11 protein-coding genes and 3 pseudogenes are annotated in these 17723 nt (G+C 60.7%); 9 read left to right on the top strand and 5 right to left on the bottom strand.

Going from position 1 to position 17723, the window contains the following annotated elements:
• The 7 genes and pseudogenes from VK92_RS40670 to VK92_RS43160 all read left to right on the top strand — a co-directional run.
• A partial coding sequence (locus VK92_RS40670; protein ID WP_048468207.1) for a YadA family autotransporter adhesin occupies window positions 1–1099 on the top strand: 1099 nt, incomplete at its 5' end.
• 135 nt (window positions 1100–1234) lie between these two features.
• On the top strand, window positions 1235–2338 hold the full coding sequence (locus VK92_RS26520; RefSeq protein WP_082163801.1) for a DUF2827 domain-containing protein: 1104 nt from the start codon (window positions 1235–1237) through the stop codon (window positions 2336–2338).
• Between the two features lie 88 nt (window positions 2339–2426).
• Window positions 2427–3539 carry an EAL domain-containing protein gene (locus VK92_RS26515; RefSeq protein WP_053077881.1) on the top strand — a complete coding sequence of 371 codons (1113 nt, stop codon included), beginning with the start codon at window positions 2427–2429 and terminating at the stop codon, window positions 3537–3539.
• Between the two features lie 59 nt (window positions 3540–3598).
• Complete coding sequence (locus tag VK92_RS26510) at window positions 3599–4753, top strand: DUF2827 domain-containing protein (RefSeq protein WP_048028282.1); 1155 nt, start codon at window positions 3599–3601, stop codon at window positions 4751–4753.
• Window positions 4754–4779: 26 nt separating this feature from the next.
• The gene (locus tag VK92_RS26505) at window positions 4780–5238 is read left to right on the top strand and encodes a DUF4019 domain-containing protein (protein WP_048028280.1); all 459 of its coding nucleotides are present in this window, start codon (window positions 4780–4782) and stop codon (window positions 5236–5238) included.
• Between the two features lie 282 nt (window positions 5239–5520).
• On the top strand, window positions 5521–7011 hold the full coding sequence (locus VK92_RS26500; RefSeq protein WP_048028270.1) for a tetratricopeptide repeat protein: 1491 nt from the start codon (window positions 5521–5523) through the stop codon (window positions 7009–7011).
• A gap of 569 nt (window positions 7012–7580) precedes the next feature.
• Window positions 7581–7983: pseudogene (locus VK92_RS43160) on the top strand (integrase core domain-containing protein); the annotation flags it as partial.
• A 372-nt stretch (window positions 7984–8355) separates the two neighbouring features.
• Here VK92_RS43160 and VK92_RS26495 read toward each other — a convergent pair.
• The 5 genes and pseudogenes from VK92_RS26495 to VK92_RS43150 all read right to left on the bottom strand — a co-directional run.
• Window positions 8356–9798, bottom strand: coding sequence for a TolC family protein (locus tag VK92_RS26495; protein WP_122982909.1), 1443 nt, complete (start codon window positions 9796–9798; stop codon window positions 8356–8358).
• A gap of 5 nt (window positions 9799–9803) precedes the next feature.
• Entirely contained in the window at window positions 9804–11951 is a 2148-nt protein-coding gene (locus VK92_RS26490) for a peptidase domain-containing ABC transporter (protein WP_063778367.1), read from the bottom strand.
• Between the two features lie 14 nt (window positions 11952–11965).
• The gene (locus VK92_RS26485; RefSeq protein WP_048028267.1) at window positions 11966–13240 is read right to left on the bottom strand and encodes an HlyD family secretion protein; all 1275 of its coding nucleotides are present in this window, start codon (window positions 13238–13240) and stop codon (window positions 11966–11968) included.
• Between the two features lie 135 nt (window positions 13241–13375).
• A pseudogene (locus VK92_RS42050) lies at window positions 13376–13529 on the bottom strand (IS5/IS1182 family transposase); the annotation flags it as partial.
• Window positions 13530–14517: 988 nt separating this feature from the next.
• Window positions 14518–14814: pseudogene (locus tag VK92_RS43150) on the bottom strand (IS66 family transposase); the annotation flags it as partial.
• 86 nt (window positions 14815–14900) lie between these two features.
• Between VK92_RS43150 and VK92_RS43560 the strand changes: the two are divergent.
• Complete coding sequence (locus VK92_RS43560) at window positions 14901–15137, top strand: transposase (protein ID WP_082163799.1); 237 nt, start codon at window positions 14901–14903, stop codon at window positions 15135–15137.
• A 303-nt stretch (window positions 15138–15440) separates the two neighbouring features.
• The coding region (locus tag VK92_RS42045) for an ESPR-type extended signal peptide-containing protein (protein ID WP_269434867.1) at window positions 15441–17723 on the top strand (2283 nt) is incomplete at its 3' end.

Genomic DNA, 17723 nt, shown 5'->3' with positions numbered 1-17723 from the left:
AAGCGGTGTCACTTCGCTGTCGACTTCGACGGCGTCCAGCGTCGGCTCGCTGTCCACCGGCCTCAGCTCGACCAACAGCAACCTCGACTCGCTGTCGACGTCCACGTCGTCAGGGCTGTCGACGGCCAACAGCTCGATCACGTCGCTGTCCACCTCGACGTCGTCCAGCGTCGGTTCGCTGTCCACTGGCCTTAGCTCGACCAACAGCGCGATGACGTCGCTGTCGACGTCGACGTCGACAGGCCTCAGCTCGACGAACAGCAACGTCACGTCGTTGTCGACTGGGTTGAGCACGACCAACAGCAATGTCGCGTCCCTTTCGACCGGGCTTTCCACGACCGACGCCAGTCTGTCGTCCCTGTCGACCGCAGTCGCGCCGCTGACGTCGATCAAGACCCAGACGAGGGATGGTAGTACGGCTATCGGTTCGGGAGCATCGGCAGCTGCAAGCTCAACAGCTATTGGCCAAGGGGCGAGTGCGTCGGGCGCTAATTCGACTGCGGTTGGTCAAGGCGCGACTGCCTCGGGGCAAAACTCCACAGCGGAAGGCCAAGGCGCGATCGCGTCGGGCAACAACTCCAAGGCTGACGGTCAGGCGGCGGCTGCGACCGGCGAAAATTCGACGGCGTTGGGCCAACGATCGACGGCGTCCGGAGCCAATACGACCGCGGTGGGTCAAGGCAGCATGGCAACAGCACCGAATTCCGTCGCGATCGGCGCTGGTTCGGTGGCCTCGGAGCCGAATGCCGTTTCGTTCGGGACGCCTGGCAATGAGCGTCGATTGACGAACGTGGCCCCCGGGATCAGCGGCACCGATGCCGCCAATATGAATCAGCTTTGGCGCGTTCAGTCGTCCGTTAATGAAGTGGCGCGTCGTGCGTACTCGGGCATTGCCGCGGCAACCGCCTTGACCATGATTCCGGAGGTCGACCCCGGGAAGACGATCGCAGTCGGGATTGGGGGCGGCAGCTACCAAGGGTATGCAGCATCCGCCATCGGGGTGTCGGTGCGATTCAGCGACAACGTGAAGGCCAAGCTCGGTGTCGGGATCAGCGGCAACGGTAGCACCTACGGAGCCGGGGTCTCGTACCAGTGGTAAGTCGTTGACTTGTTCCCCGGGTGCGGCGTGGCAACCGCCGCCCGGGGAATCCTGTATCGACGATCGTATTGAATGACGTACGAGAATTTAATGCAGACGACATATAGTCACGATGCCCGCCGGAGTCGCCTCGACATGCGTCCGTCCGTCGGCATTTCGCTGTTCGCGCGAAACGACCAGGCGATCTGGGAAAACGGCATTCACCAGAACATCGCGTTCCTCGCGATGATGCTCAAGCGCTCCGATCGCGTCGGCCCGGTCTATTTCCTGAACGGCGGCGACGCCAAGGCATTGCCGGTCGGGCTCGACCTCGATGGCCTCGACGTGCCGCTCGTCCAGCCGAACGACGTCACGCACGAACTCGACGTCGTGATCGAAATGGGCGCGCAACTGCCGGTCGAATGGCTCAGGCACATGAAGGCGCTCGGCAAGAAAATTGCCGCGTTCTTCTGCGGACACGTATACGCCGGCCTGTGCGAAACCCCGATCTTCGGCAAACCGTCGGGGCACATCTTCAACGGTGCGCCGTTCGATGAGGTGTGGCTGCTGCCGCAGTACGAGAAGACCGGCGCGCCGATGCTGCAAACCCTGCTGCGCGCGCCGGTGCACCTGATGCCGCACATCTGGTCGCCGTACTTCCTCGATCGCCGCATCGCCGCGCTGGCAAGCGAAGACCAGGCGTTCGGCTATCGGCCCGGCCGCCGCCCCTGGAATCTCGCCACGCTCGAGCCGAACATCTCGGTCGTGAAGTCCTGCCATTACCCGATGCTCGCGTGCGACGCGTTCTACCGCGCACAGCCGGACGCGGTGCAGCATCTGTTCGTCGTCAACTCGATGCAGATGAAGGCGCATCTGACCTTCCTGCACTTCGCGAACAGCCTCGACCTCGTCCGCGAGCACAAGGCGACGTTCGAGCCGCGCATCGACCTGCCGGGCTTCATGGCGCGCCACGCGGACGCCGTCGTGTCCCACCACTGGGAAAACGCGCAGAACTATCTGTACTACGACGTGCTGTACGGCGGCTATCCGCTGATCCACAACTCGACGCTGCTCGGCGACGCCGGCTACTACTACCCGGACTTCGATTCCGCCGCGGGCGGCCAGGCGCTGCGCGATGCGTGGCTGCATCACGACGAGCGGCTCGACGACTATCGTGCGAAAGCCGACCGGGTGCTGCAATCGGTCTCGATCGACAACCCCGCGAACCTGGACGCGTTCGTCGCGCGCCTGGTCGCCTGAACCGGAGCATACGCATGTCGGACTCCAATGCCCGTCAAGCGCCCGGCGAGGCAGGCAAATCGTCATCCTTTGCGTGTATGGAGATGGCATGAGTCGCCGCGTAAAAGTGCTGATGCAGCATGCTCTCGCACACGATACGGGGCTTCACGCGGATTCGGACATGAAGGCCGCCGGCATGGTGCTGGCGGCGATTGCTCGAGACCGGGTGATGCTGTATGCCCAGCCGATTTTGAGCGTGGGTGACGGTGAACAGGTGCTGTATCACGAGTGCCTGGTGAGAATTCTCGGCGTAGACGATCGTACGATCGTGTATCCATCAGCGTTCATTCCCAGTCTGGAACGACTTGAACTCATGCGCTTCCTGGACCGCTATGTCGTCGGCATGGCCATCGAGTTCATGGAGTCGAATGTTGACCTGCGCCTGGGCGTCAATATTTCCGCACAAAGCGCGAGTGAGATCCAATGGTGGGAATCGATTCTGCTGTTGCTCGAGGGCAGGCCCGACATTGCGTGTCGCCTCGTCGTGGAGATTACCGAGACCGTGCAACTGTCGCCCGTGTCGGGTCGGGCATTCGTCGAGCGCCTGCAGCGCATGGGCTGCAGTATCGCCGTGGACGATTTTGGCGACGGATTCAGCGTCGAGAATGGCGCTCGGATCACTTCGCCCGACATCGTCAAGATTTCCGGTCGGATGTTGCCGACGGACGGGCGCGACGGGGTGCAGTTCGACCGATTTGAACAATGGGTGGCCCGGGCCCGGGACCATGCCCCGCAGGTGGTGGTGGAGGGCATAGAAAACGCGGACACGCTGCTCACGGCGTCGTTGGCGGGGGCGCAATGGGTGCAGGGCTACCATACCGGCAAGCCAGGCCGATTGGAAAAAGAAGAGCGCTCGACCGTTGGATCGGTAGAGCGATCGATGCAGCAATTCGAGCGCGTCGTGGATGCACTGATAGACCGCCAGGTCGACGAAAAGACCCGCGACGATGCGAAGCGTGCCTATGCGGTTGGACTTTCAAGCGCGTTGTACGGCAGGCGTTCCGCCATCGCCACGAGTCTATACAGCGGCCTGATTGACGTGATACGAACAAAGTCGGGCCCATCGAATATGTCGGTGCAATGGCTTCTGTGTTTTGTCGCGCTTGGCCAACTCAATGGCCAGACATTGGCGCGTTCGCTCGGATCGGGAGCCTACTCGTGACACCGCGTGCGACATACCCGATGTCCAATCACGCCAAGCTGCTCAACTTGGAGGAATACATGGCAAGGTCGAACACCCGCCCGGTACCTCGTGCAGGCAAGTGCCTCGTCGTCGGCGTGTCGTTGTTCGTGCGCGGCGCCGGCCAGTCGCTGTGGGAAAACGGCATCTTCCAGAACTGCCTGCTGCTGATCCTGCTGCTGCGCCAGTCGCCGCTCGTCGCTCAAGCCGTGATGGTGAACGGCGGCGAACAGGTCGCCGATCCGCAGATGATGCTCGGCGAATGGGACGTGCCGCTCCTGTCGATGGACGAAGCACTGCAGCGCTGCGACGTGCTGATCGAAATGAGCGCGCAGTTCGGCGCGGATTATCTGCGCGCGTTCCGCGAGCGCGGCGGCAAGGTCGTCACGATGCGGGTCGGCAACGACTACGTGATCGACATCGAGCGCGCGATGTTCAACAAGCCGTCGGGTTTCCTGTTCTCCGGTGCGCCGTACGATGCCGTGTGGACGATTCCCGAATTCGAGCGCTCGTGCCTGCACTATTACCAGACCGGCCTGCGCGCGCCCGTCACCGTCCTGCCACACATCTGGCATCCGATGCTATTCGACAAGGCGCGCGCGACGCTCGGCGCCGGGTTGTCGTTCGGCTATCAGCCTGGCAAGTCGCGCTGGCGCGTGACGATGTTCGAGCCGAACATCTGCATGGTGAAGACGAGCATCATCCCGATGCTCGTCACGGAAGAAGCGTATCGCGCGCAACCCGATTTCCTCGATATTGTGCGCGTGTGCAACACGGTACACCTGAAGGAGCACACGACATTCGTCCACTTCGCGAAAAGCCTCGAAATCGTGAACCACGGGATCACGACGTTCGAAAGCCGCTACGCGGTGTACGAGTTCATGGCGGCCTACGGCGACGCGGTGGTATCGCATACGTGGGAGAACGCGCAGAACTATCTGTATTACGAACTGCTGTACGGCGACTATCCGCTGATCCACAACTCGCCGTTCCTCGGTGATGCCGGGTATTTCTATCCGGACTTCGACTGCCAGGCCGGCGGCCGCGCGCTGCTGCAGGCATTCGCCGAGCACGACGCGAATCTCGACGCGTACCGCGAGCAGTCGAAGCACGTGCTCGACTCGGTCAGCATTTACAACCCCCAAAACATCGCGGCATATACCGACGCGATTGCCACCCTCTATCGCGACGCGTGAAGTCGCGCATTTTTCTGGATCCCATGATGAACGCTCTCCCGGCCCTTACCAGCGCAAAATGGCTTATCGGCTGCGCCGTCGCGTCGATCGCAATCGGTGCACACGCGCAATCCGCTGCCGAATCGGCCGACACACTGCTCCGCGACTCGGACGCGGTGTTCAAGCAGCTCGACGCCGGCCAGTACGGCGTGGTGTGGACCAACGCCGCCGGGTTCGTGAAGGCGCGCATCAAGCAGGATCAGTTCGTGGCCGAGATGCAGCATGCGCGCCAGTCGGTCAGCACGGTTGGCCATCGCGGCTGGGCGCAAATGACGCGTGTTGTTTACAAAAGCGTACCGGAGGTGCCGGATGGCTTGTACGCGAATGTCGACTACACGACGACATTGGAGACGGGTACTACGCTCTACGAAAGGCTTAGTTTTCGTCTCGAAAACGACAGCTGGCACCTGACCGGCTATGTTCCGAGATGGACACAAAGCAATTGATCGTGGTCGCAAGCTCTGTGAAGAAAACTCACGCGGCATCAGATTCCTACATTGCAGAGTGCCTTGCATCCGAACACCGCCGGCACCGTGGAGATGCCCGAATGCGTTCGTTCAGGCACCCGCCCCTTTTGCAGCCTCCCGTGAATCTGAGTCGCGAAAGTGCGGTGCATCGCATGCCCCTATCAGTAGCCGTTTCCCCGACCAAAAAACCGAGTCACTGCACCATCGAACGTGACAAAGCCTAAAAGCCGCCAGCCCGGATCGAATTGAGATGGACACGTGATGAACAGCTATCAATTTCGGGATACTGCCTTCATAAGAGAGCACTATTTCAGGGGGCAATTCCTGGAAGCCGTGCGAGCAGCGCAAGCACTTCTTGACGCGTGCCCCGACGATGCGGAATTGCTCAACCTCGCGGGTGCATGCCATCTTGCGTTGGGCAACCATGCCGACGCCGAGACTTGTCTGACGCGGGCGGCTCGCGGCAGGCCGTGGTTCGCGGACGCTCATAACAACCTCGGCGTTCTCTATCAAGCTCAGGCTCGGCACGAAGCATCCGAGTCGGCATTTCGGCACGCGCTTGCTGCGCAGCCGGTTCATCCAGGCGCCTTGTTGAATCTGGGCAGGCTGCTTCGATCGACACGACGCCTGAGAGAAGCGGAGTCCGTGATTGCGCAATTGATCGAGCTGACACCCGATAACCATGAAGCGATGAACGTGCTCGGCCTTATCTTGAAGGACCAAGGTCGCCTCAACCTCGCCAAGGCCGCTTATCGGCGAGCGGTGGAGCTTCAGCCGGACCACGCACTTTACATGCTTGATCTGGCCAACGCGTTGCTGTACGACGGAAACTGGATTGAGGGACTCCCGTTGTTCGAAGCACGCCACGCCCCACTTTTCCAGGGTGCCTTTTCCAGCCCTCCGCCCGTGCCCTTTCCTCAATGGCGGGGGGAGACCATTGTAGGCGCGACGTTGCTAATCTGGCCCGAGCAAGGACACGGTGACTTGATCCAACTCGCACGTTACATTCGAAAACTCAAGTCGCTCGGCGCCGCGCGGATCACGCTTGTTTGCAGCGCTGCCACCCTGTCGCTGTTTGCAGCGCTACCTGACGCAGATGCTGTTGTTCCGCGCGAAAACTTTCGTGCGTCGGCATGTCCGATCCATGATTTCTGGACCTACGTCTGGAGCATTCCCCACCATCTGAAGGAACAGCCTTCCACCATCCCGGCCGAGCTGCCATATCTGCGTGCCCCGGCGAACGCAGCGTCGAGATGGGAGCGCTTCATTCCCAAGGGACGTCTGCGCGTTGGTTTGGTATGGAGGGGGAACCCGCTCAACGCGAACGACCAAGTCAGATCGCTGCCGGCGCTGAAGATCCTAAGGCCGCTGTGGAAGATCGAAGGCGTCACGTTCGTCAGTCTCCAAAAGGATGCCGCCGTAACCGAGATGCAATCAGAAAGCGCCCACGGCTTCATTGTCAATCTGGGCAGCAGGGCCGGCGATTTCGCCGATGTCGCGGCGATCATTTCACGGCTCGACCTCGTGATCGGCGTCGATACCGCCGTCGTACATCTTGCCGCAGCGCTTGGCAAACCTACGTGGATATTGCTTTCAAATATCGCTACCGACTGGCGGTGGGCTGCACGGGGATCGACATCGATCTGGTATCCGGGCGTCGTGACGCTGTTTCGGCAGGAAGTCGACGAATTGGATTGGTCGAGCGTCGTTTCGCGGGTCGCCCGGGCGTTGTCCGACAGACGGAACAGCTAGCGGCACCATCCCGCACGCCTAACAGTTTCTCTACGTAATGCAATGCGCCGATGCGTTCTAGTGCTTTGGTACCCGTCCCTTGGCGAGTCGGAAACAGCCATTCAAGAATTCGTCCCAAATGGTCATTTGTGGCACGTTAGCACCCGATGCGGTCGCCCGTAGCCGACCCGGAGCGGACGTTTGAGGCCCTCTTGAGAGTTGGCTGGCGATTTTGAATACTCAGTTCTGAAAGCAAGCCGGGAGCAATCTCATATAAGTGCTTGGTCCAATAAGGCATATCGCTCCTAGCGAAGGACATGGGGGAGATCGTGCCAAAACAGAGCCGCCAGCTCGTGATCTGGAAACCTGTCCACAGCCGCCTTCCACACTCGACTCACTTCCTCCAGTTCCCCCGGCGTCCCGATGCACACCGCCCATGTTGAACCACGACAGCTCGTAGTTGGCATTCGCTGCAATGACCGTAAGCGCGCGTCCCGTACCGCAGTTTAATGCTTTCGGAGGGGCTCGACGCGAGCGGAGAGTTGCAGCGACGAGGCCACGTTTCATGGTAGCAGTTCGGCGATGCGGTTGGGCGACGTCTTCGGACACTGACCGTCGTCGACAACTACACACGGGAATGCCCGGCCATGGAGGTCGGACGAAGCCTGAAGGGGGCACGTGGTCGAAGCGCTGATGCGTATCACCGCCATGCGCGGGCGCCCTGCCACGATCAAGGTTGACTATGGCAGCAAGTTCATCTCGAAGGCCATGGATCGCTGGGCGTATGAACATGGCGTTGAACCCGATTTCAGCCGACCAGGCACGCCCCCCTGACAATGCCCAGGTCGAAGGCACTTCCGGCAAGAATGCCTGAACGCGCATTGGTTCTTGTTATTGGTTGACGCGCAGAGCAAAATCAATGACTGGCGCACGTACTATAACGAGGTTCGTCCCCACTCCGCATTTCAGTGGATGACGCCCGCCGAATTCGCCGTCAGGCAAGGGAATCCACCTCGCCTGCGAAGAGCTAACCATTGCGGACGAACCACACGTGTCCCGTCGACGATATCCTCGCAACGCGACGAACCATTGTCTTGGCCGGTATGGAGGACATCGGAAAAGGATAGTTGACCCATTTGGCACTAGGCGGCAACACGAACACGTCGAGGTCTAATCTCGCGCTATTCGTTGATGGCAGACGCGGCGGCCATCGTGCCAATCGTGCGACCGAATACGCCGCACGGCCAACGCGGAGCACGCTACGCCAAGAGTATCGCTGACTGTCTTCATCGATCGTTCTGCGGCAACAAGGGCGAACGCGCAATCAGGTTTTTTGTCGTCCCGATGGCAGTCGCGTCGTACTATCTACCGATCGGATTCCAGTCGAATATTACCGAGGCTTTCAGCCAGCTTGAGCCGCGCGGTCCGCCATTCGGATACCGCCCGCACACGCTGCTTTTCTGCATCTGACAAGGCGGACTGAGCAGTCATCAACTCAGTAAACGTGCCGATGCCCACCTTGAAGCGGCCGCGCGCGACCTCGATCGACCGGCGCGCATAAACAATCAGCGCCTCCGTGTTGTCGAGATTGTCTGTGTCGACACGCAAGCTCTGATAGCTCCTCCAGACATCGAGCGACACCTGCAGTTCGTCCGCCTGCAACGCCGCCTCGGACGAGGCCACCTGTGCGCTGGCGGCCGCGACGTGATAACTGGAAGCGAAGCCGTCGAACAGCGGGATCGTAATCCGAATGCCGATGGAACTGCCGCGACTGCTCGTGACCCGTGCCTGCTCCGGTTGTTGCTGGTAGGCCGGATTGTTGCGGCTCAGGCTGCCGGTCAACGCGATGCTTGGCAGCCCCTGGGCTCGGACCGCATCAACGTTCGCCCGCGCGGCGTCGAGCTTGGCGCGGGCAGCGACGAGCTTCGGATGGCGAACCTTCGCCTGCTCGATGAGTTGCGACACGCCGTCGTCGAACACGTGTCGGTCGATCAGCGGTTGATCTGGCGCAAGCTGGATCGGACGGTCCGCCGGCAGCCCCATCGCCACCGCCAGCGTGCCGCGGGCAGTCTCGACGGTCCCTTCGGCGGTGACACGGTCGACAATCGCCCGCCGATACATCGTCTGTGCCTGCAGTTCATCACCCAGTTCGCCGGCTCCAGCGTCGTGCCTCGCCTTCGCCACCTCGAGGCTTTCTCGCGCGGCGTCTTCGGCGGCACGCGCGGCGATCTTCGATCCTTCCGCGGCACGCAGGTCGTAGTAGGCCTGCGCGGCATTGAGCAGAACGGTTTGCAGCATGTCGTCGTGCGTCGCGTTCGCGGCGGCGACCAGTGCACGAGCGCGGCGCACGCTGAACTCGCGGCGGCCGAAATCGAACAGCACCCAACTCAGGTCGAGCGATCCATACCGACTGGTCGAGCGCTGCGTCTGCGTATAGGGGCCGTAGCCCGGCACCGCATAGGTCGTCGCGAGGTTGTCGCGCTGGATGCCGACCGATCCATTAAAAGTCGGCAGGTAGGCAGCTTCCTCGACGCCGACCTGCGCGGCTTGCGCGCGCGCATCCGCCCACACCTGGCGCACCTGCGGATTGGCGCAGACCGCCCGCAGCATCACGTCTTCCAGTTCGAGCGGCCGCGCCGCGCCGTCCGGCTGGCAGGTGGCGCCGTTCAATATCGGCGCGGCCGGCGCGGCGGCCGTCATGGAGCGTGTCACGTAGAGATCGATCAGGGGTCCGTCGATCGATTCGGCGCGAGCCGATGCGGCGGCAAGCAGCGTGAGACCAAGACCTGTCAGGATGTGTCGAAACATCATCTCTATCCTGCGGACGCCACGAGATCGGGAGCGACGGTCACCTGGTCGAGCGCGACCTTGCCTCGGTCCAGGACGATCACGCGCGACGCGGACGCGATCGTCTCCGGCCGGTGTGCGACAATCAGGCGCGTCACGCGAAGCCCGCCGACAGCCGTGTTCACCTGCTTTTCGCGCAATACGTCGAGGTTGCTGGTCGCCTCGTCGAGGACGAGAATCTTCGGCTTCTTGTAGAGCGCACGCGCGAGCAGCACTCGCTGCTTCTGCCCGCCCGACAGGACTGTTCCCATGTCGCCGATCAGCGTGTTGTAGCCCATTGGCATCGCGACGATGTCGTCGTGTACTGCCGCGATGCGCGCACATTCGGCTATCCATTGCGGATCGGCATCGGGCGCAAAGAAGCTGATGTTCTCGGCAATCGATCCGGAGAACAGTACGTCGTCCTGAAGCACGGTGCCAATCATCGCGCGCAATCGCTCGCGTCCTATGCGCACAGCGTCGACGCCACCAATCAGCACCGATCCAGCGGTCGGCTCTAGCACGCCGAGCAGGATATTGACGAGTGTCGTCTTGCCGCATCCGGACGGCCCCGCTAGCGCGACCGCCTCCCCTGCCCCGATACGTAACGAGATGCCGTCGAGCACCAGCGGCTCGCCGTCGGCGTAGCAAAAGCTTAGTTCCGACGTCTCGATCGTCGGCTCGAGATCGTCGGCTTCGCCCGGCACGTACCGCTCCCTCATGTCGGATTCTGGCTGCGCGAACACGATATCGGCCAGCCGCTCGCCTTGCAATTGCAGCATCTTGACCTCGATGAACTTGTCGATCAGGCTGCCGATGCGGCTATCGAATTGCCCCTTGTACGAGTTGAATGCAATCAGCACGCCGACGGTAAACTGACCGTCGACGACGAGCCGCGCACCCAGCCAGATGATTAGAATACCTTCGATGCCGAACAGCAGCCCGTTCAGTTGCTGAAAGAGCATCTGCAGCTTCTGCACGTGCAGGCCGGCGTTCACCTGATCGATGAACAGCGACAGCCAGTGCGAACGACGCTCGCTCTGCCGGTTGAACTGCTTGATGGTCTTGATGCCGCGCAACGTCTCCAACAAGTGGGTTTGCTGCTTTGCGCCGTGCACGATCTGATCTTCCGTCGCGCGCCGGAGCGGGCGGTACCACGTCCAGCGAAGCAGCGCGTAGAGGGCCATGGCGATCATCGCGATTCCTGCGAGCATCGGGCTGTAGATGACCATCATCGTCAACGTTACGATGGTCATCACGCCATCAATCATCGCGCTGATGAACGAGGTCGTGAACGTTTGCTGGATCGTGTCGATCGTGCCGAATCGGGACACGATGTCACCGAGGTGCCGACGTTCGAAGTAGCTCATCGGCAGATTCAGAAGGTGAGTCAGCACGTTGGTGCGCCACTGGACATTGAGCGTCGTGCCGAGATACATCATCGCCCATGACCGAAGCGCCGTCACCGCCTGCCGTAGCACGAGCATCAGTCCGAAGCCGATCGCGAGGAGAGACAGGAGATCCCGATCCGCGCTGACGATGACTTCGTCGATCACCCATTGCAGGAAGAATGGCGACACCAGCGTGAAGATCTCGATCGCAACGGAAAGCGCGAACACCTGCATTAGCGAACGGGACAGACCGGAGACCCGACCCAGCAGCGAACGGATCTTGACCGCAGGCGCCTCGCCGCGTTCGGTGAAGCCGGCATTCGGCCACAGCTCGAGCGCCACGCCGGTGAACGCGCGCGACACGGCGTCGAGCGACAGCTTTCGAATGCCGTGGGCCGGATCGTGAATGGTCACCTCGTTCGCGCTGACCGCTTGCAGCACGACGAAGTGATTGAAGTTCCAGTGAAGGATGCACGGTAACCGCAGCTGGTTCAGATGGTCGATATCCAGCGTCAACGCGCGGGCGCCGAGGTTGAGTTGCCCGGCAATATCGATCACGCGCTGCAGCCCCATCCCCTTGAGCGATACCTGGTGGCGGCTGCGCATCGTTGGCAGATCCACATGGTGGCCATGATGACCTGAAATCATCGTGAGACATGCGAGTCCGCACTCCGCGGCCTCGGTTTGCAAGACGATCGGCAGCCTGCGTCGAAAGCCGAATGACAGTGGGTTGAGCGTGGACATGAACTGCATGGTCATCAAAGTTTGCCGGTAAGGGTGTAGAGCGGCTCCAGCACCCATTCGTACAATCGGCGGCGATCCTGGAGGATGTCCGCCTGCAGCGTCAGGCCGGCCTGTAGCGGCTGCGGCTTTCCGTAGGCCGTCACGCTCTGGTCCTGCAGCGCAACCGTGATACGGTAGAACGTGCCGTCTGTCTTCGCGAGCGATGCCGCAGGCATCCCGCTCGTCGCCAATTCGTCGGCCGAAAGCGCCGTACGCGCGATCGCCGTGACACGCGCGCGGTACTGCCCGAACTTCTGATACGGGTACGCCTGATACCGGACTAGAACGCGGTCTCCCAGCCGGATGAACCCGACACCCGTGCTCGGTACGAACAGGTTGGCCTGCCATTGGGCGCCGGCGGGTACGATGCTTGCCAGTGGGCGTGTCGAATCGACGGTTTGCCCCGGCTCCGCGATGACGGCCGTTGCAATACCAGTCTCTGGGGCCGTTGCAACAATCTTGCTTCGCGCCTCGCTTTCGACCAGCGATCGGTCGACATCCATGACGGCGCGGTTGATTTGCGACAGTTGATTCTGTTGCTTCAGCGATAGCCCCGCGAGATCATTCATGGCCGCTCGCAGTTCCTGATTCGTGTTCGCGCGGTCGCGCTGCAAGCTATGGAGCTTCGATTGCTGGTCAAGCAGGTCGGCTTGGCGCTGCTGCGCCTGATCCTTCGATATGTAGTCCTTGTCCAGCAGACCGGCGTAACGTGATGCAGCGTCGCTGGCCAGCGACGTGCGCGTCCTTTGCGCCGCAATCTGCTCGTCGATGCCGTCGAGTTCGGCACGCAAGCCGCCAACTTTCGCTTGCAGCGTACTGCGTTCGTTTCCCTGCAGCACGTGTGTCTTGGCCATCTCCTGCTGGAGCGATGTCTTGCGTTCCTGCGCTTGCGCCATCAGCGCCGCCTGCGTCTGCCCCGCTCCTTCGCTTCGGATATCGGTTGAAATCGTATACAGCGTCTGGCCGCGCGTGACGTGCTGCCCCTCGTCGACGTTCTTGTGTAGTACGACGCCGGTCTGCGGCGCATAGATCTTGACGAGGCCGCTGTCGGGAACGACGACACCGCTGACGGTCGTACGCCGTGTATAGGTGCCGAACGCGAACAGGAGGATGATGGCAATCGCCGCACAGACGGCAATCGAAGTCAACACAGTGGCCGTCAGCGGCCGGATCAGCACGATATCGCCGAGATTGCGGGAAGTCTGCGCTTCTTGGGCTTCGCTACGGAAGAGCGATGAGTCGGGAGGCACGGTAGTAGGAAAACTTCGGATTCTGGCGAAGCAGTCGATGTCGGCCGTCTGTGTCCATAGACGGCTGGCGGAGGCTGGGATCGTACCGCCGCTGCTCGTCGATTCAGGTCGAAAGTGGAGAGGAAGTTCGCATCAGCGCACGCCGGTCTTGAGAACGAACAAGATGCCGGTTAGTGCGGCGCGATTCAAAACAGGCAGCAGTTGGGTTCTTCTCACGACGCAGCATGGATGACGGCAGTAACCGTTCGATTAGTAGCGACAGTTCATCATCGATGATCAGCTTACCAATCTCCTCGGCCCTGACCGATACGATGCCCAAGACTAGAGACTCACTGAAAATGCCAACAACCCCTTGAGGACATTTTGCATCCCTCTCGTAGAGGGCGTAAGACACTTGTGGCCCTCAATCGGTCCACAAGTGCCGGCCTCATGAATCCGACTGCTGTCGACTGGCGGTCACGATACGGTCGTATTGCCCGAGGGAGGCGTCGTATTGCCCGAGGGGGGCGTCGTATAGCAGCCCGAGGCGGTCGTCGTAAGGCACGATGCCGAAACCGTCTTCGGGGGCTGACAAGAACTGATACCGAGCAGCGAGGCGATATCCGTCAGAAATCCCAAAAGGAGCCCCGTACCACCCGATGCAGCTTGGATTTCTTGTTGAGTAAGTTCACGCATTATTTCAATTCCCTTTTTTGAATATCCATTCGGACACAATCACAACCCAAAACCAGATGACCAAATTGTCGCGCATATATCCAAACAGAGGACCTTGCTTCTGGCCAAAGGCGAAGCGAATGTATCACTTGACGCCACGCACAACAACCACACACCGGAAATCTTGACACTCCCTGTACTTCACACACCAAATGAATTCGCATGATAAAAACAAGAAATTTACTCGCAATTATTTTTTAAAAAACCAAGACTAAAGAATTAATTGCAAAGGCATTCCGCCAGCTGGATGGCGAAAGCGAATCCACTCACGTTACGTCCGCGGACAGACACACTAAAAAGTGTGATTCCCTATAAGGCGGTGTCAATCTGAACATCCCCCCGTCTAGGCAAGCGCACCTCACCTAGTTGAGGTGAGGGTGGCACCGAATGTCGAACAAGGGCATCAATAATATTTTTCAGCCAGACGTGTTATTTTCAGTTGCCATACAGCGCAAATATTTTTAATTTCAAATATTGGAAATTGAAATTAATTACGCTTATGTCTGCTTTCACGTTGAAAGCCAATTCTTTCAATCATTGGGAAGCGTGCAGCAGTGCCGCCTTTATGTCGGAGGCCGCGATGCCGGCGTAACCAGTTGCTCAGCAACGATCCACGGCATATGTTCGTCGACGCGGTTGAGTTTGGCCGTACCGAACAAGTTGTAAATTGCAGCAGTGCGTTCCCCACCTGAGTTTGCACCCACGAACAGATAGTTGCGCCTTCTGACGCCCACCTCGCGCAGCGCAAGCTAGATCAGCAAGTTGTCGATCTCCAGCCATCTGTCGTCGCAATAGCGCGAGAGCGTCCCCGACCAGTTCAAGGCGCATCGGACCACCCGATTCGTATGAGATTTGCGCGAGGCTAATGGACCTGTCCGGGAAAGCTTGGGAAGGTCAGTCGAGATTCGGATGAAGCCAGGGCGCAGCTGGTGGCGCTCTCCGCAAGATGAAGGTAGTGATCGTGCAGAAAACGTTCGAGCCTGGCGCATCGGCCTCGGATGTTGCCGGGTGCCATAGCCTGAATCTGAACCAGGTGTTTGCCTGGGTGTCCAGAAATATGGGCGCAACTCCAGCCATCGCCGGCTTATCAGCTTCTGGGTCCGCGTTTCGGTTGCTGCAAAAAAACGCGAGAGCACGTCGCGGATACACCCTACCGGTCTTATCCACTCGCTCCAACCGTTGAGATTGGTGCGACCAGAAATTCGACAGATCAGCATATGCGACCAGGTTCCGACGGTCGGCTCATTGTCGAGCCAGCATATCGTCTAACCAATTCGATTAGTCGACCCCGTTGATTTAACAAAAATTAAAACACACCCGTCTGTTTTCCGAGAATTCACCAGATTTCAACGCACGCAATCCAATTAGAGTTCGACGCACGGCATGACACCTTGAATATCCCTCAGCAGGTCACTGCCGCGCAAATAGTTAATTTTTAGAAATCCCCTTCTGGCTTGCGCGGATTTAATGGCGCTCGAATTTAGCAATGAATAAAACTTACAAAGCTATTTGGAATGAAGCCCTCGGTGCCTGGATCGCTGCATCGGAAATCTCGTCTGCTCGAGGCAAACCGAACAAATCGGCCGTTTCTAGGGCTGTTGCGGCCGCAGTGCTGGTAGCGGGCGCAGCCGCGAACGTCGCCCACGCCCAATATAGTGCCGGCGGCGGTGTTACGTTGGGCGTTGCCTCCATCGCCATCGGTTCTTCGTCGACGCCTGTCTCCGGCCAAAGCCCGACGGCCAGCGCGACGGGTGCCATTGCGATTGGCGGGAACGCCGCCTCCGGCGGCACGCTCGCGAACGCAACCAACGCGACCGCGTTCGGTACGTCTTCGCAGGCGACGGGCGTTGCTGCGACTGCAGTCGGTCAGGGCTCCAGTGCAAGCGCACAATATGCGACCGCGGTCGGCAGCGGCTCGAAAGCGACCGCGAATTATGCGACCGCGATCGGCGGTACGAGCGCCGCCGGTACCGCCACACAAACCCAGGCGTCGGGTATAGGTTCTACGGCAATCGGCAGCAACGGGACTGCCGGTGCGCAATCGGCGGCGCAGGATTCGATCGCGATCGGTGGGCAATCGAACGTAACGTCGGCCGCCACCGCCGGCATCGCGATGGGTCTCGCGGCGACGACGACCGGCGCCAACGGCGTCGCCATCGGGCCGGGGGCAAGCGCAATCGGCGCAGATGCAACTGCCCTCGGCTATAAGGCGTCGGCCCAGTATGCGAACAGCGTCGCTATCGGGGCCAACAGCGTGACGGCCACCACCGCGCCAACCGGCACTGGTTATCTGACGAGTAGCGCAGCGCCATCGTCCGAGGTATCGGTGGGGTCGTCGACAAACCTGCGCCGGATCACGAACGTCGCCGACGGTTCGGCTCCGCAGGACGCTGTCACCGTGTCCCAGCTCAGCACCGGCATGAGTGTGACGACGAGCGCGATCAGCTCGCTGTCGACCTCGACCGCGACCGGTCTGTCGTCCGCGAACAGCTCGATCTCGTCCCTGTCGACTTCGACTTCGATAGGCATCAGCTCGTTGTCCACCGGCCTCAGCTTGACCAATAGCTCCGTCACTTCGCTCTCGACTTCGGCTTCGACCGGTATTTCGTCGGCTAACAGCTCGATCGCGTCGCTGTCCACGTCGACGTCGACCGGTGTCACCTCGCTTTCCACCGGCTTGAGCACGACAAACAGCACGGTGACGTCGCTATCGACCTCCGCTTCGACAGGTATCAGCACCGCGCAGAGCGGCGTCAACTCGCTGTCGACGGGGCTGAGCGCAACCAACAGCACGGTTACTTCGCTGTCGACCTCCGCGTCGACCGGCATCAGCACCGCACAAAGCGGCGTCAACTCGCTGTCGACTGGTCTGAGCACGGCCGTCTCCACGACCAACACCCTCGGCAACAGCACTGCCGCAGCACTCGGCGGCGGGTCGACCTACAACCCTGCGACCGGCACGGTCTCCGCGCCGTCGTACACCACGTATAGCGCGAACGGTACGACGACCACCGCCAACAACGTCGGCTCCGCGATCGACAACATCAACGGCCAGGGCATCAAGTACTTCCACGCGAACTCGACCGCGCCGGACAGCAAGGCCCTCGGCGCCAACTCGGTCGCGATCGGCCCGAACGCCATCGCGAACAATGCCAGCGATGTCGCGCTCGGCAACGGCTCCGTCACCGCGTCAGCCAACCCGACGGCGAGCGCTACCATCGGCGGCACCAGCTACTCGTTTGCCGGTACGCCCCCGAGCAGCGTCGTCAGCGTCGGCGCAGCCGGCGCCGAGCGCCAGGTCACGAACGTCGCCGCAGGCCGGATCTCCGCATCCAGCACCGACGCAATCAACGGCTCGCAGCTCTATGCGACCAACACCGCGATCAACACGCTGTCGACGTCGACCTCGACGGCCGTTGGCTCGTTGTCGACTGGCCTAAACTCTAGCTCGTCCGCCATTTCCTCGCTCTCGACAGGCGTCAGCTCGCTGTCGACGGGCCTGAACTCGACCAACAGCTCGGTCGCTTCTCTGTCGACTTCCGCGTCGACCGGCATCAGCACGGCACAGAGCGGGGTCAGCTCGCTGTCCACCGGACTCAGCTCGACCAACAGCTCCGTTGCTTCACTGTCGACTTCGGCTTCGACCGGCATCTCGTCGGCCAACAGCTCGATCACTTCGCTCTCCACGTCGACCTCGACAGGCATCAGCTCGCTCTCCACGGGCCTGAGCTCGGCGAACAGCTCGGTGACGTCGCTGTCCACCTCGACC

The sequence above is a fragment of the Burkholderia sp. LK4 genome (genome assembly GCF_001043615.1).
GTDB classification, from domain to species: domain Bacteria; phylum Pseudomonadota; class Gammaproteobacteria; order Burkholderiales; family Burkholderiaceae; genus Burkholderia; species Burkholderia cepacia.
The sequence above is the reverse complement of the archived record's forward strand: the minus strand, read 5'-3'. Positions and strand labels throughout refer to the sequence as shown.

What these genes read in the sequence shown, in the direction of transcription:
- VK92_RS26520 (WP_082163801.1), top strand. Translation starts at nt 1,235, where the DNA reads ATGCGTCCGTCCGTCGGCATTTCGCTGTTCGCGCGAAACGACCAGGCG.
- VK92_RS26515 (WP_053077881.1), top strand. Translation starts at nt 2,427, where the DNA reads ATGAGTCGCCGCGTAAAAGTGCTGATGCAGCATGCTCTCGCACACGAT.
- VK92_RS26510 (WP_048028282.1), top strand. Translation starts at nt 3,599, where the DNA reads ATGGCAAGGTCGAACACCCGCCCGGTACCTCGTGCAGGCAAGTGCCTC.
- VK92_RS26505 (WP_048028280.1), top strand. Translation starts at nt 4,780, where the DNA reads ATGAACGCTCTCCCGGCCCTTACCAGCGCAAAATGGCTTATCGGCTGC.
- VK92_RS26500 (WP_048028270.1), top strand. Translation starts at nt 5,521, where the DNA reads ATGAACAGCTATCAATTTCGGGATACTGCCTTCATAAGAGAGCACTAT.
- VK92_RS26495 (WP_122982909.1), bottom strand. Translation starts at nt 9,798, where the DNA reads ATGTTTCGACACATCCTGACAGGTCTTGGTCTCACGCTGCTTGCCGCC.
- VK92_RS26490 (WP_063778367.1), bottom strand. Translation starts at nt 11,951, where the DNA reads ATGTCCACGCTCAACCCACTGTCATTCGGCTTTCGACGCAGGCTGCCG.
- VK92_RS43560 (WP_082163799.1), top strand. Translation starts at nt 14,901, where the DNA reads ATGAAGGTAGTGATCGTGCAGAAAACGTTCGAGCCTGGCGCATCGGCC.